Source organism: Ciceribacter sp. RN22 (assembly GCF_024054295.1).
Taxonomy (GTDB): Bacteria; Pseudomonadota; Alphaproteobacteria; order Rhizobiales; family Rhizobiaceae; genus Allorhizobium; species Allorhizobium lividum.
Window position 1 is genome coordinate 299,450 of the sequence record NZ_JAMXLD010000002.1, and the last position, 22,842, is coordinate 322,291.

18 protein-coding genes are annotated in these 22,842 nt (G+C 64.9%); all 18 read left to right on the plus strand.

Annotated features, from left to right (window positions below):
* Positions 1–62: 62 nt before the first annotated feature.
* The 18 genes from NHF53_RS16510 (at position 63) to NHF53_RS16595 (ending at position 22,839) form a co-directional block, all read left to right on the plus strand.
* A complete protein-coding gene (locus NHF53_RS16510) occupies positions 63–1,874 on the plus strand; it encodes an ABC transporter substrate-binding protein (protein WP_252835224.1) in 1,812 nt (603 codons plus the stop codon).
* A 144-nt stretch (positions 1,875–2,018) separates the two neighbouring features.
* Entirely contained in the window at positions 2,019–3,005 is a 987-nt protein-coding gene (locus NHF53_RS16515) for an ABC transporter permease (protein WP_252835225.1), read from the plus strand.
* Between the two features lie 46 nt (positions 3,006–3,051).
* Complete coding sequence (locus NHF53_RS16520) at positions 3,052–4,176, plus strand: ABC transporter permease (RefSeq protein ID WP_374591252.1); 1,125 nt, start codon at positions 3,052–3,054, stop codon at positions 4,174–4,176.
* A 12-nt stretch (positions 4,177–4,188) separates the two neighbouring features.
* Entirely contained in the window at positions 4,189–5,241 is a 1,053-nt protein-coding gene (locus NHF53_RS16525; protein ID WP_252835227.1) for an ABC transporter ATP-binding protein, read from the plus strand.
* Entirely contained in the window at positions 5,238–6,290 is a 1,053-nt protein-coding gene (locus NHF53_RS16530) for an ABC transporter ATP-binding protein (RefSeq protein WP_252835228.1), read from the plus strand. The genes NHF53_RS16525 and NHF53_RS16530 overlap by 4 nt, the downstream gene beginning before the upstream one ends.
* The gene (locus tag NHF53_RS16535) at positions 6,287–7,561 is read left to right on the plus strand and encodes an HAD family hydrolase (protein WP_252835229.1); all 1,275 of its coding nucleotides are present in this window, start codon (positions 6,287–6,289) and stop codon (positions 7,559–7,561) included. The genes NHF53_RS16530 and NHF53_RS16535 overlap by 4 nt, the downstream gene beginning before the upstream one ends.
* The gene (locus NHF53_RS16540; RefSeq protein WP_252835230.1) at positions 7,558–10,062 is read left to right on the plus strand and encodes a hypothetical protein; all 2,505 of its coding nucleotides are present in this window, start codon (positions 7,558–7,560) and stop codon (positions 10,060–10,062) included. Before NHF53_RS16535 ends, NHF53_RS16540 begins: the two co-directional genes overlap by 4 nt.
* Positions 10,063–10,089: 27 nt before the next feature.
* Positions 10,090–11,211, plus strand: coding sequence for a glycoside hydrolase family 105 protein (locus NHF53_RS16545; RefSeq protein WP_114363343.1), 1,122 nt, complete (start codon positions 10,090–10,092; stop codon positions 11,209–11,211).
* A gap of 205 nt (positions 11,212–11,416) precedes the next feature.
* Complete coding sequence (locus NHF53_RS16550) at positions 11,417–12,418, plus strand: Gfo/Idh/MocA family protein (RefSeq protein WP_252835231.1); 1,002 nt, start codon at positions 11,417–11,419, stop codon at positions 12,416–12,418.
* Complete coding sequence (locus NHF53_RS16555) at positions 12,415–13,986, plus strand: acyl CoA:acetate/3-ketoacid CoA transferase (RefSeq protein ID WP_252835232.1); 1,572 nt, start codon at positions 12,415–12,417, stop codon at positions 13,984–13,986. The genes NHF53_RS16550 and NHF53_RS16555 overlap by 4 nt, the downstream gene beginning before the upstream one ends.
* Positions 13,983–14,750 (plus strand): enoyl-CoA hydratase/isomerase family protein, encoded by a 768-nt coding sequence (locus tag NHF53_RS16560; RefSeq protein WP_252835233.1) that lies wholly within the window; start codon positions 13,983–13,985, stop codon positions 14,748–14,750. The genes NHF53_RS16555 and NHF53_RS16560 overlap by 4 nt, the downstream gene beginning before the upstream one ends.
* An 11-nt stretch (positions 14,751–14,761) precedes the next feature.
* On the plus strand, positions 14,762–16,276 hold the full coding sequence (locus NHF53_RS16565) for an aldehyde dehydrogenase family protein (RefSeq protein WP_374591255.1): 1,515 nt from the start codon (positions 14,762–14,764) through the stop codon (positions 16,274–16,276).
* Between the two features lie 47 nt (positions 16,277–16,323).
* Entirely contained in the window at positions 16,324–17,577 is a 1,254-nt protein-coding gene (locus NHF53_RS16570; protein ID WP_252835235.1) for an ABC transporter substrate-binding protein, read from the plus strand.
* A gap of 98 nt (positions 17,578–17,675) precedes the next feature.
* Positions 17,676–18,569, plus strand: coding sequence for a carbohydrate ABC transporter permease (locus NHF53_RS16575; protein ID WP_252835236.1), 894 nt, complete (start codon positions 17,676–17,678; stop codon positions 18,567–18,569).
* Positions 18,569–19,447 carry a carbohydrate ABC transporter permease gene (locus tag NHF53_RS16580; protein WP_114363337.1) on the plus strand — a complete coding sequence of 293 codons (879 nt, stop codon included), beginning with the start codon at positions 18,569–18,571 and terminating at the stop codon, positions 19,445–19,447. Before NHF53_RS16575 ends, NHF53_RS16580 begins: the two co-directional genes overlap by 1 nt.
* Before the next feature lie 4 nt (positions 19,448–19,451).
* Complete coding sequence (locus NHF53_RS16585; RefSeq protein ID WP_252835237.1) at positions 19,452–20,564, plus strand: ABC transporter ATP-binding protein; 1,113 nt, start codon at positions 19,452–19,454, stop codon at positions 20,562–20,564.
* A complete protein-coding gene (locus NHF53_RS16590) occupies positions 20,561–22,084 on the plus strand; it encodes an FAD-dependent oxidoreductase (RefSeq protein WP_252835238.1) in 1,524 nt (507 codons plus the stop codon). The genes NHF53_RS16585 and NHF53_RS16590 overlap by 4 nt, the downstream gene beginning before the upstream one ends.
* Entirely contained in the window at positions 22,081–22,839 is a 759-nt protein-coding gene (locus NHF53_RS16595) for a 3-ketoacyl-ACP reductase (protein ID WP_252835239.1), read from the plus strand. Before NHF53_RS16590 ends, NHF53_RS16595 begins: the two co-directional genes overlap by 4 nt.
* Positions 22,840–22,842: the final 3 nt, after the last annotated feature.

Here is a 22,842-nt window from a genome sequence, read left to right on the forward strand (position 1 = left end):
CTCTTGGTATATTGATGGCGACGTGCCTCGCGGGGTCGGCTTTCGCGTTCCAGGAATCGCCGATGCTTGCGGAACAGGTGAAGGCGGGCAAGCTGCCACCGGTCGAGCAGCGTCTCCCGGAAAAGCCGACGGTTCTGCAGGCTGCAGAGGTCGGCAAGTACGGTGGCAACTGGCAGCGCGGCTACAAGGGGCCGGGTGACCGCTGGGGGCCGACGAAGCTGATGGAGGAGCGCGTCGTCAAGTGGTCGCAGAAGCCGGGCGGGCCGCTGGAGCTCGTTCCGGGTTACATCTCGTCCTACTCCGTGAGCGCGGATTCCCGCGAATTCACCTTCACGCTGCTGAAGGGTCTCAAGTGGTCCGACGGTGAACCCGTCACCACCGAGGACGTCCGCTTCTGGTATGAAGACGTCTTCATGAACAAGGACCTTCTGGCCTCGATCGACCAGACCTTGGCGCCGGGCGGCAAGCCGATGAAACTGGAGATCGTCGACGAGCAGACCTTCAAGGTGAGTTTCGACGAGCCGTATGTCTATTTCCTCGAGATTCTGGCGAAGGACTCCACCGGCGATCCGAGCCTCGACCGTCCGAGCTTCCTTTTCCCCAAGCATTATCTGAAGCAATTCAACAACAAGTATGCCTCCGAGGACGAGCTGAAGGCGGCGGCCGCGAAGTTCGGCGTCGAGAAGTGGACGGATCTCTGGGGCTCGAAGGGTGCCGCGACCGCCTGGTGGCAGAACCCGGACCTGCCGGTGATCACCGCATGGAAGATCGAGAAGCCCGCTCCGGGCGATGTCGTGACCATGGTGCGGAACCCGTACTATTACGCTGTCGACCAGGCCGGCAACCAGCTGCCCTATATCGATCGTATCTCGCACAAGCTGTTCAGTGATCAGGAGGCGTTCAACCTGATGATCGTCCAGGGGCAGATCGACATGCAGATGCGCTATGTCGAGCCGCAGGACTTCACCTTCTACAAGGAGAACGAGGCCAAGGGTGGCTACAAGGTCCATCGCTGGACGCAGGCGCAGACCTGGTCGCTCGTGCCGAACCTGAACGTGAAGGACGAGGTGTTGCGCGGCCTGTTCGAAACCTCCGATTTCCGCGAGGCGCTGAGCGTAGCGATCGACCGCGAGACGGTGAACGAGCTGATCTTCTCGGGGCTCGCGGAAGCGCGCCAGGCCTCCCCTGTGTCCGGTTCGCCGAACTTCGATCCGGAGCTGGAAAAGCACTGGGCCGAATACGATCCGGACAAGGCGAATACGCTGCTTGACGGTATCGGTCTCGACAAGCGCGACAGCGAGGGTTTCCGCCTGCGGCCCGACGGCAAGCGCCTGTCGATCGTGGTGGAGATGGAGCATTCGAATGGCCCGAAGACCATGGAAGTCGTCGCCGCCAACTACAAGGATATCGGCGTCGAACTGCTGCCGCGGATCATCGATCGCACCCAGTGGGACGCCGACCGCGACAACAACGAGTTCCAGATGCAATGGTATCCATTCGACCGCCTGTCGGTCGTCGCGGCCGACCCGCGCATCATGATGGGCAACGATTCCTACGCCCATCAGTACTACATCTGGTACACGACCAAGGGGGCCTCCGGCATCGAGCCGCCGGCCGACCATCCGATCCGCACGCTCTTTGCCGACTGGGACAAAGCCGGCAAGGCTGCCGACCGCAAGGAAGCGGACGCGGCGCTCAACGACCTGATCAAGACCTTTGTCACGCAAGGCTGGGTCATCGGGGTCGTGGGTGAGTTGCCGGCCATTTCGGTCGTGAAGAACAACTTCATGAACTTCCCCGACGACCTCATCGAGGACGACATCACACGTGGCATCGGTCTCGGCGCCACGCAGCGGATGTGGATGGCGCAATAGGCGGAAGGTTCGCGGGAGATCACGGCAGGCCGCCGGCTCGAAAGTGTCGGCGGTCCCCGTCTCGGACCTCGGGGAGAATCCCGGTCCCCATCCGGCGGAAGGATGTCGGCGACCGGGCGACGTGTTGGGAACAGGAGGTGCGTCGTGCTGAAGTATGTTGTCACGCGCTCCATGTGGGCTATCCCCACATTGATCTTCGTCTCGTTCATTTCGTTCGTCATCATCCAGCTGCCGCCGGGTGATTTCGTGACGGCCTATGCCGCCCAGCTTCGAAACAGCGGCGACTTCATCAGCGAAACCGAGGAAGCGCTGATGCGGGCCCGGTACGGGCTGAACGACCCGCTGCTGGTGCAATACTGGCGATGGATCTCCAACATTGTCTTCCACGGCGATTTCGGGCGGTCGCTCGAGTGGAACGCCGCCGTCGGCGATCTCATCTGGGAACGCCTCGGCCTCACCCTGTTGATCTCGACGCTCAGCATGGTCTTCACCTGGCTGATCGCCATACCTGTCGGCGTCTATTCCGCGACGCGGCAGTATTCGGTGTTCGACTACGTGTTCACCGTCTTCGGCTTTCTCGGCAAGGGCATTCCGGATTTCCTGCTGGCCCTGGTGCTGATGTGGATGACCTATATCTGGCTGAACCTCGACGTCGGCGGGCTCGTATCCCCGCAGTTCGAGGGACAACCGTGGGACCTTCCGAAGATCGTCAACATGCTCTTGCACATCTGGATCCCGCTGGTCGTCCTGGCGACGGGCGGGGCGGCGGGGCTGATCCGCGTCATGCGGGCGAACATGCTGGACGAACTGCGCAAGCCCTATGTGGAAACCGCCTACGCACAGGGTTTCGGCGAGCGCACAGTGGTGTGGCGTTATCCGGTCCGCATCGCCCTCAATCCGTTCATCTCCACCGTCGGTTGGGCACTGCCGGCCCTCTTTTCCGGCGACGTGATCACGGCCGTGGTGCTCAACCTGCCGACCACCGGTCCACTTCTCCTGCAGGCGCTCAAGATGCAGGACATGTATCTGGCCGGCAGTTTCATCCTGATCCTGAGCGTCTTTACCGTCATCGGCACGCTGCTCTCCGACATTCTGCTGGCGCTGTCCGACCCGCGCATCCGGTTCTCATGAGGCGCAAATGACCGATACCGGCACCTATCCCACGACAGACATGCTCATCGAGTCTCCGCCCCTTGCGGTTCTCGACGAGGCCAAGGCCGACGCAAGCTACACCGCCAAGCCCTGGAGGCTCGTCTGGTGGCGTTTCCGCCAGCACAAGCTGGCGGTGGTCTCGCTTGTCTTCATGGCCTGCCTCGGCTTTCTCGCGATCTTTGCCGACTTCATGTCGCCGTACACGCCGAACACGATCAACCGCATCAATACCTTCACGCCGCCGAGTGTGGTTCGCGTCCTGCACGAGGGGCATCTGCAACGCCCCTTCGTCTATGCGGTGAAGCGCTCCCGCGACCCGGAGACGGCCCGGGTGATCTACGCGGAGGATCGAAGCAAGGTGCTGCCGATCCGCTTCTTCGTCGAAGGGGAGACCTACAGGTTTCTCGGTCTCGTCGAAACGAAACTGCATTTCTTCGGGGTCGACGACCGCCGCCAGAAGATCAGCCTCATGGGGACGGATTCCCTCGGACGCGACCTCTTCAGCCGCCTTCTCTATGGCGCCCGCGTGACACTTTCCGCCGGCCTGATCGGGGTCGCCTTCTCCTTTGTCCTCGGCCTCGCGCTCGGTGCCGTCTCCGGCTATTACGGCGGGTGGATCGATGCAGCGATCCAGCGGCTGATGGAGTTCATCCGGTCGATCCCGACAATTCCGCTGTGGATGGGGCTCGCCGCCGCACTGCCGATCAGCTGGGATCCGCTGTTCGTCTACGTGCTGATCACCATCATCCTGTCGCTGATCGGCTGGACACATCTCGCGCGGGTCGTTCGCGGCCGTTTCCTGTCGCTGAAATCGGAAGACTACGTCATGGCGGCCCGGCTCGCGGGCGCCTCGGAGTATCGCATCGTCACCCGGCACATGCTCCCGGCCATGACCAGCTACATCATCGCGGCCGTCACGCTCGCCATCCCGGAGATGATCCTCGGCGAGACGGCGCTCAGCTTTCTCGGCCTCGGACTTCGCCCGCCGGTCGTGAGCTGGGGTGTGCTGCTGCAGGACGCCCAGAACTTGCGCACCATTTCGCTCGCGCCGTGGCTTCTCGCGCCAGGTGCGGCGGTCGTTCTCGTGGTGCTCGCCTTCAATTTCATCGGTGATGGCCTTCGCGACGCGGCCGACCCCTACGGCCATTGACGGATGACCACCATGTCACAGCCTTCGAATACTTCTCAGAACGCCATGCCGCCGGGCCGTCTCCTCGAGCTCCATGACGTAGCGGTGCATTTCCCGACCCGGGACGGTGTCGTCAGGGCGGTCAACGGGGTCTCCTACCACGTCGACAAGGGCGAGGTGCTCGGTATCGTCGGGGAGAGCGGCTCCGGCAAATCGGTGACCGCCCGCTCGATCATGCGGTTGACCGCCGCCAATGCGGTCGACGCCGGCGGCAGTGTCCGGTTCCGCCGCAAGGACGGCAGCGAGGTGCTGATTTCCGCCGAGCATCGCCAGAGTAGGACGATGCGCGCCCTGCGCGGCGGTGAGATCGGCATGGTCTTCCAGGAGCCGATGACGGCGCTGTCGCCTGTGCACACGATCGGAACGCAGATCATGCGCACCGTCATGCTGCATCGCAAAGTGTCGAAGGCGGAAGCCAGGGCGCGGGCGATCGAGCTGCTCACAAAGGTGCAGATGCCGCGCCCGCACGACATCGTCGATCGTTATCCGCACCATCTGTCGGGCGGCATGCGCCAGCGGGCGATGATTGCGCTGGCGCTTGCCTGCGATCCGACCCTGCTGATCGCCGACGAGCCCACCACGGCGCTCGACGTCACCACCGAGGCCCAGATCCTGCACCTCCTGAAATCCCTGCAGCAGGAGCTCGGCATGGCGATCGTCTTCATCACCCACAATTTCGGCGTGGTGGCGGATATCGCCGACCGTGTCGCGGTGATGTATCTCGGCCGGGTGATCGAGACGGGCACCGTCGACGAGATCTTCTACGAGCCGAAGCATCCCTATACCCAGGCTCTGCTGCGTTCGATCCCGCGGCTCGGCGGGGAGAAGACGCGGCGCCTGCGCACGATCCGGGGCTCGGTTCCGGACCCCTACAGCGTGCCGCAGGGCTGCTCCTTCCATCCGCGTTGCGACCATGCGGTCGCGGGCCGCTGTGACGTCGTTGTGCCGGCTGAGGCGAGGTTTCCGAGCGGACAGGTGGCGCGTTGCCATCTTGCCGGTGAGGTTCTTCCGGAGGCCGCCGAATGACGTTCCAACCCACCAAGGCACTCTCGATGGATGACGAGGTTCTGATCTCCGTCCGCGGTGCGAAGAAGCACTTCCCGGTCTTCGGCGGCTGGCGGCATCGCGAGATCGCGACCGTCAAGGCGGTCGACGACATCTCCTTCGACATCCGCAAGGGCGAGACCTTCGGCCTCGTCGGCGAGAGCGGCTCCGGCAAGTCGTCGATCGCTCGGCTGATCCTCAGGGCCTACGATCTCACCGGCGGCGAGATCCTCTTCCGGCGCGAGAACGGAGAGGTGGTCGACATCACCAGTCTCTCCGACCGCGACCTGAGGCAGATCCGGCGCGAAATGCAGATGATCTTCCAGGATCCCTATTCCTCGCTTGATCCGCGCATGACGCTGCTCGATCTCGTCGGGGAACCGCTGGTGATCCATGGCGTCGGCACGCGGGCGGAAATCGCCGACCGTGTCGCGGAATTGCTTCAGCTCGTCGGCCTTCGCCCCGAATACGCCTCGCGCTACCCGCACGCCTTTTCCGGTGGCCAGCGCCAGAGGATCGGGATTGCCCGGGCGCTCGCGCTTCAGCCGCGTTTCATCGCCGCGGACGAGGCCGTCTCTGCGCTCGACGTGTCGGTCGCGGCGCAGAACATCAACCTGATGCAGGACCTGCAGGAGCAGTTCGGCCTCACCTACCTCTTCATCACCCACGATCTCGGCATGGTCGAGCATATCTCCGACCGGGTGGGCGTCATGTATCTCGGCCGCCTGATGGAAGTCGGCGAGACCGACGCCCTGTTCGCAAGGCCGCTGCATCCCTATACCGAGGCCCTGCTTGCGGCCGTCCCGCAACCCGACCCGCGTGGCAACCGCACGCGCAAGCGCGTACCCCTCAAGGGCGAGATCGCGGACGCGATGAATGTTCCCTCCGGTTGTCCGTTCCATCCGCGCTGTGCCTATGCCGACGAGCGCTGCCGCAAGGAGATTCCGGAGCTCCGGACCGTGCTGCCGGGCCGGCAGGCGCGCTGCCACCACGCGGAAAACCTCGAACTCACCGGGGTGCCCGCGGCATGAATGTTCTCTCCACCATGCCTGTCGCGCTCACGGGATCGGCCGAGGACCCCGATCTCGCACTCGCCGGGCGACATCGCCCGCTCTTGAGGCTCGACGACCGGGAACCGTTCCGTCCGCTCGCGGCCGGCTACACGGTTTATCGGAGAGAGGCGCAGTCCGTCTCCTCCAAATTCATGATCCGGCCAGTCGCGGACTGTGTGATCGAGTATGTCATCTGGTACGACTGGGACATCCAGCACCTTTACGATCTGGAGCATGTCTGGGTGCATGTCGATGCGGCCGGGCGGGTGGTGAAGGTGGAGGCCTCGCGCCACGGCGCGCGGCGCACGATGACACGGCCGGACGGTTCGTTGCCCGTCGAGGGGCCGCGGCCGGTCCTCTATCTCGAACCGGGAAAGCACGCGCATTGGGCGGACCCCGGCGAGATGCGGGCGAAAGCCGGTCTGCTGATCGAGGGCATGTGCGGCGCCTTTGCCGGCGCGCAGGGCGTCCATCTGTCGAACCGGTTTTCCGACCGCGGACTGATCGGTGCGAGCGCGCTCGAAAACCGGCTCGCCACGCTGAAGCTGAAGCGCATGCGGTTCACGCCCGCCTGGCACTTCGGCCGCGACAGCGATGCCGGCGAGGGATTGACGCTGGTGCCCTGGCCGCAGCTCGAGGCGTGGATTCCCGGAAAGGTATCGTCCCTTGTGGCGGCGCTGCCGGCGACTGTCCCCCATCTTGCCGCCGTTTTCCTCGATTGCGGCGACACCCTGGTCGACGAAGCGACGGAGGAAAAGATCCCGGGAACCGAGATCGTGGTGAAGGCTGCGCTCATGCCGGGCGCGGGCGAGGTGGTGGAGCAGCTTTCGCGCAGCGGTTACCGGCTCGCTCTGGTCGCCGACGGGCCGCGCGCAACCTTCGAGAACGTCCTCGGTGCATACGGCCTGTGGGAGCGCTTCGAAGCCCACGTCATTTCCGGCGACGTTGGCGAATTGAAGCCCTCGGGGAAAATGTTCTCCGCGGCAATGGAGGCACTCGGCCTGACCGACGTGGACCGGGTTCGCAGTATCATGGTCGGCAACAATCTCGAGCGAGATGTTCTCGGCGCCAACCGCTTCGGCATGATGAGCGTGTTTCTCTCCTGGTCGACACGGCGCAGTCACACGCCGCGTCTGCGCCGCGAGCGCCCGCTCTTCACCATCTCGCACATCTGGAAGCTGCCGGAGCTCCTCGAACGGATCGAGCTCAGCTTGCCGGAGCTGGCGTTGTGCCCGGAGGTGTCGTCATGACCGCACCGCGCTTCGCCGAAACCACATCCGCTACTGACTTTACCGTTGCGCCGGGCGAGACGGTGACCGCCTGGGCCATGTCGCCGGTCGAGGCCCGTCTCTATCCGGGCGAGCCAGCGCTTGCCGAGGATCGGGTCAACTACCGTTTCGTCAACGGCTTCGTCGATGTCGGCGACCTGCCGTGCCGGGTGGCGCTGTGGCGGGAGCTAGAGACCCGCCGCGTAGCCTTCCGGCACCATTTCGAGATCGACGGGCTCTACCTACCTGGTTTCAACCGGCGGGTGGAATTCTCCGGGTTCTGGCATCGCCCGACGCGGCTCGCACGCTGGTTGAAGACAAAACTCGTCCCGGCGCGCTCCGGTGACCACACCTTTCGGCTTGCCACTTGCGGCGGCGTGCGGATCTGGGTGGATGGCGTCGAGTGCGCGGTGTTCGAACCCTTCCGCCGCAACAGGGAATCCGAAACCGAAATCCGGTTGCCGCTGAAGGCCGGTGGTTCCGAAGTGGTGGTGCTCACCGAAGAACTCGCCGAGCGCGACGCGCTCTGGTATTTCGAGCTGACGTTGCTTGGTCCCGATACACTCATGGCGCGGCTGCCGGTGGAGATTTCGGGCGCGACCGTCGGGCTGTTGAAGGACCTCGCGGCGGAGGTGCGGCCGGATCCCTTGCACGTACGTGACGGACGGCTGCGGCTCAGGGTGGAACGGCCGACAAGCGTTGACGTCACCGTGCGCGGCCGCATCCTCCCGAGCGTGCACATGAGCGACAAGCCCCCGCTTCTCGATGCTGTGGGAATTCTCGAATCTGGCGAGACCCTGGTCGAGTTGCCCGGTGCGGATGCGCTTGCCGATGGCTATCACCCGCTGGAACTCACGTTCGCCGTCGGAGACAACCAGGTCACCCGACACATCGCCTTTGCCACGTTCGCCGCCCCGTTCCGCGATTTTTCGGATAGGACACTGGCAGAGCGCAAGGCGCTGGCTCTTGACTACGCCGCCGCCAACGGCGAGGCGCGGATAGGCCGGGCGATTGCCATCATGGCAACGGGCCGGTCGGCGGATGCCATGGTTCACGCGATCGTCGCCGACACGCTGGCCGCCGTCGACGAGCGCCGTGACTGTTCCGACTTCGTGATGGTGCCGCTGCTCTGGCTCTACTCGGATTATCGTGACGGTCTGCCCGAGGCGACCCGTCGCGAGATCCGGCGGGCGGTTCTCGACTACCGCTACTGGGTCGACGAGCCAGGCAACGACGTCATGTGGTTCTGGAGCGAGAACCATGTGCTGTGCTTCCATGTCTCCCAATATCTGGCCGGCCGCCTGCTGCCGGAGGAAACCTTCACCTGTTCCGGGCGCAGAGGCAGCGAACAGGCCCGCCTCGGCGAGGAACGGCTTTCGAAATGGTTCGATTCCGTCGAACGTCACGGGCTCGCGGAATGGAACTCCGCCGCCTATTACCCCATCGATTTCATCGGCCTGCTGGCGCTGGAACATCTGGGTGACGGTGCCATCAGGGCGCGCGCGCGGGCGTTGCTCGACCGGCTGATGGTGATGATCGGGCTGCACACGCTGGCCGGTGTCCCCGCCGGCACCATGGGGCGTGCCTACGACAAGGAGCTGCGCGCCGGGCCGCTGACGGAGCTTGCGCCTTTTGCGACCGTCGCCTTCGGCAAGGGCTGGCTCAACGACGGCGTGGCGGCGCTACCGATGTTCTGCGCCGGCGGCTACGAGCCGCCCGAAACGGCCTGTGCCATCGTGGAGCCCGAGCCCGGCAAGGCGTTGACGGCGCATTACGTGCAGGGACACGACGAGGCGGCGCGGCTGGCGCTGTACAAGACGTCTGCGGTCCAACTGTCGTCGATGGTCGACGGCAAGCCCGGCGGCCGCGGACATCAGCAGCATGTCGTCGACCTGCGCTTCGCCGCCGATCCCTTTGCCCGTGCCTGGATCAACCATCCCGGCGAGGACGATCCCTGGGGCAATCAGCGCCCTTCCTACTGGGCCGGCAACGGTTCGCTGCCGCGCGTGGCACAGTACGAAAACGTCGCGATGCTGCTCTTCGACCTCGGCAAGAATGCCCGCCAGTCCTTCACACATGCCTACGTCGAGTCTGATGCCTTCGATGCGGTCGAGCGCCTTGGTAACTGGATCGTGCTCAGGGCAGGGCGGGGCTTCGCCGGACTTTTGGCGACGAGCCGGATCGAAGCGATCACCGCAGGCCCGGGCGCCGGCATCGAGTTCCGCGCCGAAGGTCGTCGTTGCGGCTGGGTGGCGGTGGTCGGGGAAGGCTCCAGTCCCGCGGACTTCGCGGCCTTCCGGGACCACCTCACCGGTGTCTCCGTGTCGTTCGACGCGGCCGCTCAGCTCGTTCTCGATCGACCGGGCCGGACTGCGCTCGCCCTCGATTGGGATGAGGGACTGACGGTCGACGGCAAGCCTTACGTCTTCCCCAACCGAAGCCTCGACCCCGCCATCCGGCATTTCGACGCCTATTCCTTCTGACCATCTTCTCTTGTGACAGGATCGCCGATGTTGATCGAGCCCGAGCTACTTTCCGAGACTCTCTCCCGCGTTGCGCTGGGCCTTGCCCGCCTGAAGGGAATCAACGAGACGGTCGCCGCGCCCGATGGCGCCTACCAGTTGCAGTTCGATGAATGGGACTGGGAGGTCGGCGTCGGCATCTACGGATTGATCCGCCACGCCGAGGCGGTCGGCGACCGCTCGCTGATGGACGCGATCGCTCGGTGGTACGACTGGCAGATCGGCCGCGGCCTGCCGCCGCGCCAGGTCAACTCGTCTTCGCCGATGCTGGCGCTCAGCGTGCTGATCGACCATGTCGACCGTCCGGACTGGGAGGCGCTGGTCCGGGACTGGGCCGACTGGCTGATGACGAAGCTCGCGCGCACCGAGGATGACGGCTTCCAGCACGTCGTGAAGGAGCGGATGAACGACGGTGAACTCTGGGACGACACGCTGTTCATGACGTGCCTCTTTCTCGCCCGCGCCGGTCAGCGTTTCGGCCGGCAGGACTGGATCGAGGAGGCCTTCTACCAGTTTCTCGTGCACGAACGCTATCTCGCCGATCCGGTGACGGGCCTCTGGTATCACGGCTGGACCTTCAACGGCCGGCACAATTTCGCCAGGGCTTTCTGGGCGCGGGGCAACTCGTGGATCACCGTTGCGATCCCGGAGCTTTTCAGTCTCGTCTCCCACGTGCCGGACCATTTGCGGCGGCATCTCACTTTCGTGCTGCGGTCGCAGGTGAGGACGCTTGCCGCCCACCAGCGCGACAACGGCATGTTCTGCACCCTGGTCTGCGATCCGGGTTCGCCGGAGGAGACGTCTGCCACGGCGGCGATCGCCTACGGTATCCTGCGCGGCATTGATCTCGGCCTGCTGGACGCAGGACTGAAGCCGGTCGCCGACAAGGCGCTTGAGGCGGTGCTGGCGCGGATCGACGACGACGGGATCGTACTCGAGGTCTCCGACGGCACGCCGATGGGGCATACGCTCGATTTCTACCGGCAGATCCCCAATGTTCCGGCGCCCTACGGCCAGGCCCTCGTCATGCTGCTCCTTGTCCGGGCGATGGCGGAGAGGAAAGGGCCGGAAGCCGCAAGTGCGGATAGCCGGCGCACCGCGAGGCGATAGGCAGGTAGCGACACCGCCGTTGCCAATCGTGTGAACAGGTGACCGTTGCCGCCGGTCGGCCATTCGTTGCCGGCGGTCGAGCCCGACGAGCGGCGAACCTCCTGATGCAATCGCTACCTCGCTCGTGCGATTTTCCTCGTTGACAAGATTTGGAACGTTCCATATAGAAATTGGAACGATCTAAATTCGATCAGGGAGGACGGAGATGCGCTGGGCGCTGATCGGGGCGAGCACCATCGCCGCGCAGTATATGATCCGGGCTTTGTGGGCCGAGGGCGGCGAGATTGTCCGCGTGGTGAGCGCATCGGCCGAGCGCGGTGCATCGTTTGCGGCGATGCACGGCATTCCTCTTTCCGGCATCACCGTCGAGGAAGCGGTCGCCGATCCCGACGTCGATGCCGTCTACATCTCCACCACCAACGAGAAACATCTGCCTCAGGCCTTGGCTGCGATTGCGGCAGGCAAGCACGTTCTCTGCGAAAAGCCGCTGGCGATGTCGCTTGCCGATGCCGTCTCGATGGTGCGTGCGGCTGAAGAGAAAAGCGTTGTCTTCGCGACCAACCATCATCTCCGCTGCTCGGGTAGTCATCGTGCCGTCCAGTCCCTGATCCGCGACGGGCGGATCGGACGGGTGCTGTCGCTGCGGGTCCATCACGCCGTCCACCTGCCGGAGAACCTGCAGGGATGGCGCATCAATTCTCCCGCGGCCGGCGGCGGGGTGATCCCCGACATCACCGTGCATGATGCGGATGTCGTCCGCTTCCTCACGGGTGAGGATCCGAAGACCGTGGTCGCGCAGATGGCTGCGTCGGGGCTCGGGCAGGGTGTCGAGGATTCAGTCATGTCCGTCTGGACGATGCCCTCCGGCGTGATGGTGATGAGCCACGAGAGCTTCACCCATCCGTTCGCCGGAACCGGCCTCGAGGTACACGGCACCGAAGGCTCCATCTTCGCCAGGGGTGTGATGACGCAGAATCCGGTCGGCGAGATCGAACTCGTGACCGCGGCCGGCCGAGAACCGGTCGCCTACGATCCCCACGATCTTTACGGCGAGGCGGTTCGGCGCTTCCATGCGGCTGTCGCCGGCCATGGCGGGCCGGCCGCGACCGGCTGGGATGGCGTCAAGTCGCTTGCTGTCGCGCTTGCCGTTCGCGAGGCCGCGCTGACGGGTGCCGCTGTCGACGTCGACTATGGGGGAGCCAAATGAGCAAGCTCGTTTCGGCGGCAGAGGCCGTTGCGCGCATTCCCGACGGGGCGGTGGTCACCGTCTCGTCCTCCTCCGCCCTCGGCTGCCCCGATCTCGTTCTGGCAGCGCTCGGAAAACGCTTCGACGACGAGGGCCATCCGCGCGGCCTGACCATGCTGCATCCGATCGCTGCCGGCGACATGTACGGCGTCAAGGGCATCGACCACATCGCCAGGGATGGCCTGATCAGTCGCGTTCTCGCCGGCTCCTACCCGTCCGGCCCTTCGAGCCTGCCGATGCCCGAGATCTGGAAGATGATCGTCGAGGATCGCATCGAGGCCTACAACGTGCCCTCCGGCATCATGTTCGACATGCACCGCGAGGCGGCCGCCCGCAGGCCGGGTGTCCTCACCCGTATCGGTCTCGACACCTTCGTCGATCCGCGGCGCGAGGGTTGCGCCATGAACGCGAAGGCCGCCGCCCGACCGATCGTCGCGCGGGTGGAGTTCGCGGGCGAAACCTGGCTGCATTTTCCGAATATCGTGCCGGACGTCTGCATCCTGCGGGCGACGACGGCCGACGAGCGCGGCAACCTCACCTACGAGCACGAGGGCGCCTATCTCGGCGGCCTGGAACAGGCGATTGCCGTGCGCAACCACGGTGGCGTCGTGATCGCGCAGGTGCAGCGCATGACGGCTGCCGGCAGCCTCCGGCCGCACGACGTGCGGGTACCGGGTCACCTCGTCGACCTCGTGGTTATCGATCCAGACCAGAAGCAGACCTGCGAGACGCCCTACGATCCGGCGATCTCCGGCCAGATCATGCGGCCGTGGTCGAGCTTCAAACTCGCCGAGCACGGTGTCGAGAAGGTGATCGCGCGCCGGGCCGCATTCGAGCTGAAGCGTGGCATGACCGCCAATCTCGGCTTCGGCATCAGCGCGCAGGTGCCGCGCATCCTGCTCGAGGAGGGCCATCCTGACGCGGTGACCTGGGCGATCGAGCAGGGTGCCGTCGGCGGCATGCCGCTCACCGACTTCGCCTTCGGTTGCGCCTCCAACGCCGACGGTTTCGTACCCTCGCCGCAGCAGTTCATCTATTTCCAGGGCGGCGGTTTCGACGTGTCGTTCCTCTCCTTCCTCGAGGTCGATGTCGAGGGCAATGTCAACGTCTCCAAGCTCGGCAAGAAACCCTATCTCACGGCGGGCTGCGGCGGCTTCGTCGACATCACCGCGCAGGCCCGCAAGATCGTCTTTTCCGGCTGGTTCGAGGCGGGTGCGGAGGTACAGCTGACCGCGGAGGGTATCCGCGTGACCAAGCCGGGCAAGTTCACCAAGATGGTGGAGAAGGTCGAGCACGTGACCTTCTCCGGCCAGCGTGCGCGACTGCAAGGTCAGGACGTGCTCTATGTCACCGAGCGTTGCGTCATGCAGCTGACCGGGGACGGCCTCGTCGCCACCGAGATCATGCCCGGCATCGAGCCGGAGCGGGACATCGTCAATGCCTCGCAAGGACGTGTCCGGGTCGCGCCGGATGCGGTGACGATCGACCGCAGGCTGCTGTCCGAGGCACCGATGGGGTGGACGCCATGAGTACGGTTCATCTCGATATCCACGGCCGGCTCGCCGAGATCCGGCTCGACAATCCCGCCAAGCTCAACGCGTTCACTGTCGCGATGCTGCAGGACTTCGCCGGGCATCTCGACACCGTCGAGCGCCGGACGGACATCGCCTGCCTGATGGTGACGGCGGAAGGGGCGCGGGCCTTCTGCGCCGGTGCGGACATCAATGCCTGGGGCGACCTTTCGCCGGCGGAGTTCGCCCGCCACTGGGTCCGCGACGGCCACCGGATCTTCGACCGGCTTGCCCGGTTCTCAAGACCCGTCATCGGCGTGATTTCCGGCCACGCCTTCGGCGGCGGGCTGGAACTTGCGGCCGCCTGCGACATCCGCGTGATGGCGCCGAAGGCGACGCTCGCCCTTCCCGAGGCCCATGTCGGCATCGTGCCGGGCTGGTCGGGCACGCAGCGGCTTGCCCGTCTGCTGCCGGAAGCTGTCATCAAGGAAATGGCGCTCTTCGGGCGGCGCATCGGTGCCGAGCGCGCCCTGCAGCTCGGTTTCGTCGCGGAGATCGCCGATGATCCTCGCCAGGCGGCCGTCGAGATCGCGGCAAAGGTCGCGGAGCTCTCGCCGCGGGCCGTCGAGGTCGCCAAGTTCATGATCCATGCCGGCTGCGGCGAGGACCAGGCGGCAATGATCGAGGCGCTCGGAAGCGCTGCGATCGCGGCCAGCGCCGACCGCAACGAAGGTGTTGCGGCCTTCCGCGACAAACGCAAACCGGTTTTTTCGGGACAGTGACCATGAGCGACATGACCATGACCGCCGCCGTCGAGGCAGCCCTGCCGAAAGCCCCCTTCGAGGGCCGGCACCTGATCGACGGCATCTGGAGAGAGAGCCACGACGGCGAGACCTTCGACCGGACCTCGCCCTCGCACGGCATTCTCGTCAGCCGCTCCGCCCGCGCCGGCCGGGTAGAGACGGAAGCCGCGATCGAGGCGGCGCGCAAGGCCTTCGACGACGGGCGGTGGAGCCGCATCTCCGGCAAGGCACGCGCGATGTTTCTGCTGAAGGTCGCCGACCTGATCGAAGCCAATGTCGAGCGCATGGCGCTGCTCGAAACGCTCGAAAGCGGAAAGCCGATCAGCCAGGCGCGCGGCGAGATTGCCGGCGCGGCCGATCTCTGGCGCTATGCGGCGTCGCTTGCCCGCACGATGCACGGCGACAGTCATAATTCGCTCGGCGAAGACATGCTCGCCATGGTGCTGAAGGAGCCGATCGGGGTCGTTTCGATCATCACGCCGTGGAATTTTCCTTTCTGGATCCTGAGCCAGAAGCTGCCCTTCGCGCTTGCCGCCGGCTGTACCTGTGTCATCAAGCCGTCGGAGATGACGCCGTCGACGACGGTCATCCTCGGCGAACTCCTGCTTCAGGCCGGGCTGCCGGCGGGTGTCGTCAACATCGTGCTCGGCTTCGGCCAGCCGGTCGGCGCGCTGATGACCGAGCATCCGGATGTCGACATGGTGAGCTTCACCGGCTCGACCACGGTCGGCAAGGCGATCGCGGCGGCCGCCTCAACGACACTGAAAAAGGTGGCGCTCGAACTCGGTGGCAAGAACCCGCAGGTCGTCTTTCCCGATGCCGACCTCGAAAGTGCCGCCGACGCGATCACCTTCGGCGTCTATTTCAACGCCGGCGAATGCTGCAATTCCGGCAGCCGCATCATCGTCCACGAGGATATTGCCGAGGCGCTCGTCGAGAAGGTCGTGGCGCTTTCGAAGAAGGTCGCCTTCGGTGATCCGCTCAACCCCGAAACGCAGGTTGGCGCGATCATCTCGCAGGCCCACCAGGAGAAGATCGCCGGCTATGTTGCGGATGCGCTGGCGGCGGGGGCAAGCCTCAAGCTCGGGGGCGCGCCCGTTTCGCATCCCGGCCTGCCGGGCCGGTTCTTCGCGCCGACCGTGGTGACCGGCGTGACCGCCGACATGGCGATTGCGCGCGAGGAGGTCTTCGGGCCGGTGCTCTCGGTGCTCACCTTCCGCACGCTCGACGAGGCGATTGCGCTGACCAACGACGCCGCCTACGGTCTTTCGGCCGGCGTGTGGAGCGAGAACGTCCACACCTGCCTTGCCTTCGCGCGCCGCGCCGAGGCAGGCACGGTCTGGACCAACACCTGGATGGACGGTTTCCCCGAAGTCACCTTCGGCGGCTACAAGCAGAGCGGTCAGGGAAGAGAAAACGGCCGCTACGGTCTCGAGGAATTCCTCGAGGTCAAGTCGGTCGTCATGCGGGTCGGGCGCACGCGGGCGAACTGGGTCCGCGGCTGACAGATCTTTGGAATCGATGAAAGCAACGCATAACACAGGAGGAAAACATGCGTAGCCTTTTCAAGACCATGCTGATTACCGGTACCATGCTGGCGGGCACCGCCGGCATCTCTCATGCCACCGATGTCGAGGTGCTTCACTGGTGGACCTCGGGTGGCGAAGCCGCAGCCCTGAACGTTCTCAAGGAGGATTTGAACACGAAGGGCATCGGCTGGGTCGACATGCCGGTGGCCGGCGGCGGCGGCGAAGCGGCAATGACCGCCCTTCGTGCCCGTGTGACGGCCGGTGATCCACCGACCGCCGTGCAGATGCTCGGCTTCGACATTCTCGACTGGGCCGAACAGGGTGCTCTCGGCAATCTCGACGAGGTGGCGACCGCCGAAGGCTGGGACAAGGTCGTCCCGGAAGCCCTGCAGAAGTTCTCGAAGTATGACGGTCACTGGATCGCGGCCCCGGTCAACGTCCATTCGACCAACTGGGTCTGGATCAACAAGGCAGCACTCGATGCGGCCGGCGGCAAGGCGCCGGAAAGCTGGGACGAGCTGGTCGCCGTGCTCGACAAGATGAAGGCGAACGGCATCACCCCGCTCGCCCATGGCGGACAGCCCTGGCAGGATGCGACCGTCTTCGACGGTGTCGTTCTCTCGAAGGGCACCGATTTCTACAAGAAGGCCTTCGTCGACCTCGACGAGGAAACGCTCGGCGGCGCCGACATGGCCGATGCCTTCGACCGGCTGATGAAGCTCAGGACCTATGCCGACGACAACTTCTCCGGCCGCGACTGGAACCTTGCCTCCGCGATGGTGATCGACGGCAAGGCCGGCATGCAGATGATGGGCGACTGGGCCAAGGGCGAATTCCTGAAGGCCGGCAAGAAGCCGGGTGCCGATTTCGTCTGCATCCGCTTCCCGGGAACGCAAGGGTCGGTCACCTTCAACTCCGACCAGTTCGCGATGTTCAACGTTTCGGGCGACGACAAGGTCAGGGCCCAGATGGCGATGGCCTCCTCGATCGAGAGCCCGAAATTCCAGTCGGCCTTCAACGTCGTCAAGGGTTCGGTGCCGGCTCGCACCGACGTACCGGATGCTGATTTCGACGATTGCGGCAAGAGGGGCATGAAGGATCTGGCGGAGGCGAGCTCCGGCGGCACGCTGTTCGGCTCGATGGCCCACGGCCATGCGGCGCCGGCAGCGGTCAAGAACGCTGTCTACGACGTTGTCACCAAGGCCTTCAACGGTGGCTACAAGGACGGTGCGGAAGCGGCAAAGGCGCTCGCCGAGGCAGTTGCGGCGACCAAGTAACCGCAGATGCCGGGCGGTGGCTGCCGCCGCCCGGTCATTCGCCGGCGACGCAGAGAGGGCTCGCCCGGCATGGATCGACAGGGACAGGGAGGAGACCCATGACAAGCTCAACGCGGGCCGATATGCGCACGCGCCTACAGGACTGGCTGCCGAAGGTGGTGCTCGCACCCTCCCTCGCGGTGACGCTCGTCTTCGTTTACGGCTTCATCCTGTTCACCATCTTCCTCTCCTTCACCGGATCGAAGATGCTGCCGCTCTATACCTTCGTGGGTCTCAGCAACTACACGCGGCTCTGGGCGCTCGAAAACTGGCACATCGCGATCGTCAACATCGCGATCTTCGCGAGCCTCTACATCGTCATCTGCACGGCGCTCGGCCTCGGTCTTGCAATCTTCCTCGACCAGAAGATCCGCGGCGAGGGGTTTCTCAGGCCGATCTATCTCTACCCGATGGCGCTCTCCTTCATCGTCACCGGCACGGCATGGAAATGGTTCCTCGATCCCGGCATCGGGCTCGAGCGGATCATGCGGCTCTGGGGTTGGGAGAGTTTCACCTTCACCTGGATCAAGGACAATGACATGGCGATCTACACGATCGTGATCGCGGCGGTCTGGCAGACCAGCGGCTTCGTCATGGCCATGTTTCTCGCCGGGCTTCGCGGGATCGACAACGAAATCCTGAAGGCCGCCCAGATCGACGGCGCCTCCAGTCTGCAGCTCTATCGCCGCATCGTCATTCCGCTCCTGAGGCCCGCTTTCCTTTCGGCCTTCGTCATCCTCAGCCATCTGGCGATCAAGTCCTACGACCTCGTGATCGCGCTGACCGGCGGCGGTCCCGGCCGGGCGACCGAAATGCCGGCGACCTTCATGTATTCCTATACGTTCACCCGCAACCAGATGGGGGTCGGCGCGGCCTCGGCGGTCATCATGCTGATGACGATCGCCGCGATCATGGTTCCCTATCTCTATGCCGAGCTGAAGGAGAAGCACTGATGTCTGCCGTCAGCCAGGACACTGCGGTCAGGACCGGCCGCGTCGCCCGTACCTTCATCTACCTCGTGCTGCTTCTCTTTGCGCTCTTCTACCTGTTGCCGCTCTATGTCATGGGCATCAACTCGCTGAAGCCGCTCCCGGAGATCACCGGCGGCAACATGATGGCGCTGCCTCGGACCTGGACGCTGGAGGCCTGGAAATCCGCCTGGTCGACTGCGCAGATCGGCGTCTCGCCGACCGGCCTCAAGCCCTATTTCCTGAATTCCATCCTGATGGTGGTCCCCGCCGTCGCAATCTCCACCATCGTCGGTGCGCTGAACGGCTACGTGCTCACCAAGTGGCGCTTCAGATACGACACGATCATCTTCGGGCTGATGCTGTTTTCCTGCTTTATCCCGTTCCAGATCGTGCTGATCCCGATGGCGCTCGTGCTCGGCAAGCTGGGGCTCGCCGGCTCGGTGCCGGGTCTCATTCTCGTCCATGTGGTCTACGGCATCGGGTTCACGACGCTCTACTATCGCAACTACTACGCCACCTTCCCGACGGAACTCGTCAAGGCGGCCCAGATCGACGGCGCGGGCTTCTTCCGTATCTTCTGGCGCATCCTGTTGCCGGTTTCCGGGCCGATCACCGTGGTTTCCGTGATCTGGCAGTTCACCAACATCTGGAACGACTTCCTGTTCGGCGTTTCCTTCGGCGGCACCAGCCAGCCGATGACGGCGGCGCTCAACAATCTGGTGCAGTCGTCGACCGGCGTGAAGGAATACAACGTCCACTTCGCCGGCGCGATCCTCGCCGCGCTTCCCACCCTCTTCGTCTACATCGTCGCCGGCCGCTATTTCGTGCGCGGGCTGATGGCGGGCTCAGTCAAAGGATAAGAACATGGGCTTTCTCGACATCAACAACGTCACCAAGTCCTACGGACAGCTCGAGGTGCTCCATCGCGTCGACATTTCGGTCGAAGAAGGCGAATTCCTCGTGCTGGTCGGACCGTCCGGCTGCGGCAAGTCCACGCTTCTCGGCATGATCGCCGGCCTCGAGAACATCTCCTCGGGCGAGATCGCCATCAGGGGCCGGGTGGTCAACGGCGTGCATCCCTCCAGGCGCAACATCGCGATGGTGTTCCAGTCCTACGCGCTCTATCCCAACATGACGGTCGGCCAGAACATCACCTTCGGGCTGGAAATGCACGGCGTGCCGAAGCCCGAGCGGGAGAAGGCGCTCACCGAGGTTGCCAGGCTCCTGCAGATCGACCATCTGGTCGACCGCAAACCGGGCCAGCTCTCCGGCGGGCAGCGGCAGCGTGTCGCCATGGGCCGCGCACTGGTGCGCGACCCGGACGTCTTCCTGTTCGACGAGCCGCTTTCCAACCTCGACGCCAAGCTGCGCGTCGACATGCGCACCGAGATCAAGAAGCTGCACGAGAAGCTGAAGACGACGATCGTCTACGTCACTCACGACCAGATCGAGGCGATGACGCTTTCGACCCGGATCGCGGTGATGAACAAGGGCTATATCCAGCAGCTCGGAACGCCGAAGGAGATCTACGACACGCCGTCCAACGTCTTCGTCGCGACCTTCATGGGAAGCCCGGCAATGAACGTGCTGCCGGCCCGCGTCGTCGTCCGTGACGGAGCGCCGCATGCCGCAGTCACGGACGGCGAGGGCGGCGAGCAACACCTGCGTTTCAGCCAGCAGAACCTCGTTGCCTGGGATGGCAGGGAAATCCTCCTCGGCATCCGGCCGGAAGCGATCACCGACCCGGAGGGTGCGGACCGCAAGTCGACGAACATCGTCGCTCTCCAGAACCGGGTCGTCGTCACAGAGCCGGCCGGCTCCGACACCTTCGTCACCATGACGCTCGGCGGCAAGGATGTGATCGGCCGCATGCGTGCCGATACCGACATTCATGCCGGTCAGGTCTTCGACTTCGCCGTCAACATGGAAAAGGCCGTCGCCTTCGATCCGAAGACGGAAGAACGCATCCGGCCATGAACGCTCCCGATACAATCCCGGATATCGTCCCAGACATCATCATTGTCGGCTCGGGCATGGGCGGCGCCACACTCGCGGCCGCCCTGGCGCCGAGCGGCCGGCGGATCCTCATCATCGAGAAGGGAGAACGGCTGACGCCGTCTGCGGCCGACCGCGACCCGGAGGAAATCTTCGGGAGAGCGCGGTTCCGGCCGAAGGAAACCTGGCTGGACGGGGAGGGGCATCCCTTCAATCCGGGCAACTACTACTATGTCGGGGGCAATTCCAAGTTCTACGGCGCCGTTCTCATCCGCTATCGCCGCGAGGATTTTTCACCGCAGCGCCATATCGGTGGAACGACGCCGGGCTGGCCGATCGGCTACGACGAGCTCGAACCCTTCTATCAGCAGGCGGAGACGCTCTTTCAGGTGCGGGGTGCGCTCGGTGATGATCCGACGGAACCCTCTCACTCCGGCCAATACGCCTATCCCCCGGTTCCCGATGAACCCGCGATTGCCGATCTTCGCCGGCGGCTCGGCCGGGTCGGCCTGCATCCGGCCTCACTGCCGCTCGGGGTCGACATCGAGCGCTGGCTCGCCGGCGGCCGGACGACCTGGGATGCCTTCCCGGACACCTGCGGTGGCAAGATGGACGCCGAGACGGCCTGCCTGTCGAAGGCTCTTGCGCACCCGAATGTCACGCTGCTGACGGGTTGCGAGGCAAGGCGTCTGCTTGCGTCCGAAGACGGCCGCATCACCGGCGTCGAGGTCGAGGCGGGCGGCGAACGCGAGGTGATCACGGCGCCGCTCGTGGTTCTTGCGGCCGGCGCGGTCCGCTCGGCAGCGCTTCTCCTGGCGTCCGCCGACAGCCGCCATCCGAACGGGCTTGCGAACTCTTCCGACCAGGTCGGGCGCAACTTCATGAACCACAATTGCTCGGCGGTTCTGGCGCTCAATCCGCTCCGCCGCAACCCGTCGGTTTACCAGAAGACCCTGCTGGTCAACGATTTCTACCTCACCGGCGGGCCGCATGGCGAGCCGCTCGGCAACATCCAGCTGCTCGGCAAGATCACCGGTCCGATCCTTGCGGCGAGCTCGCCCCTGCCGCGGCGGCTCGCGCACTGGATCGCCGCCCGCTCGATCGATCTCTACGCGATGTCCGAGGATCTGCCCAATCCCGAAAGTCGGGTGAGCCTGAAGGACGGGCAAATCGTGCTCGACTGGAAGCGCTCCAATTGGGAAGCGCATCTGGCGCTCGTCGCGCGTCTCAAGGCGCTCTTGCGCAAGGCGGGCTATCCGGCGGTGCTGTCACGCGCCTTCGACCGGCGCACACCATCCCATCAGTGCGGGACGGCACGCATGGGAGCCGATCCGCGGACGAGTGTCGTCGACAGCTATGGCCGCAGCCACGATCACGGCAACCTCTTCGTCGTCGACGCGTCGGTCCTGCCCACCTCGGCGGCCGTCAATCCGGCGCTCACCGTCGCCGCACTTGCGCTCAGGGCTGCAAGGCACATCACCGAAACGGAGTTCCAGCAGTGACACGGCTCGCACTCATTACCGGCGGACAGCAGGGCATCGGCCTCGGCATCGCCGAAGCCCTGGTCGACGCCGGCTACCGCGTAGCGCTGGTATCGCGTTCGGAGGCGGACACCCCGCAGGTCGGGACCGCGCTCGAAAGGCTCGGGGGCAGGGCGCGCTATTTCCGGCACGACCTGCAGGAGATCGACAGGGTAGGTGCGCTGCTCGATCGGATCGAGAACGAGATGGGACCGGTAACAACGCTTGTCTCGAATGCCGGCGTGCCGGCGAAGGTGCGCGGCGACATGCTCGATCTTTCCCCGGAGAGCTTCGATTTCGTCCTCGGCGTCAATCTGCGCGGCGCCTTCTTCTTCGCCCAGGAGGTGGCCCGGCGCATGGTCGCCCGACCTTCCGACGTCTACCGTTCGCTGATCTTCGTTACCTCGGTCAGCGCCGCCATGGCGTCGATCGAACGGGCCGAATACTGCATCTCGAAGGCAGGAGCGGCGATGGTGGCGGAACTCTTCGCTGTTCGCCTGGCGCCGCACGGCATCGGCGTGTTCGAGCTTCGGCCCGGCATCATCGCAACCGAGATGACCGCCGGCGTGAAGGACAAGTACACCGCCCGGATCGAAGGGGGGCTCGTGCCCGCACAGCGCTGGGGGCAGCCGGAAGACATCGGCCGGGTGGTGGTTCCGATGGCCGAGGGAAACCTCGCCTTCGCCAGCGGCGCCGTCGTTCCCGTCGACGGCGGCCTCTCGATCCCGCGCCTGTAGGAG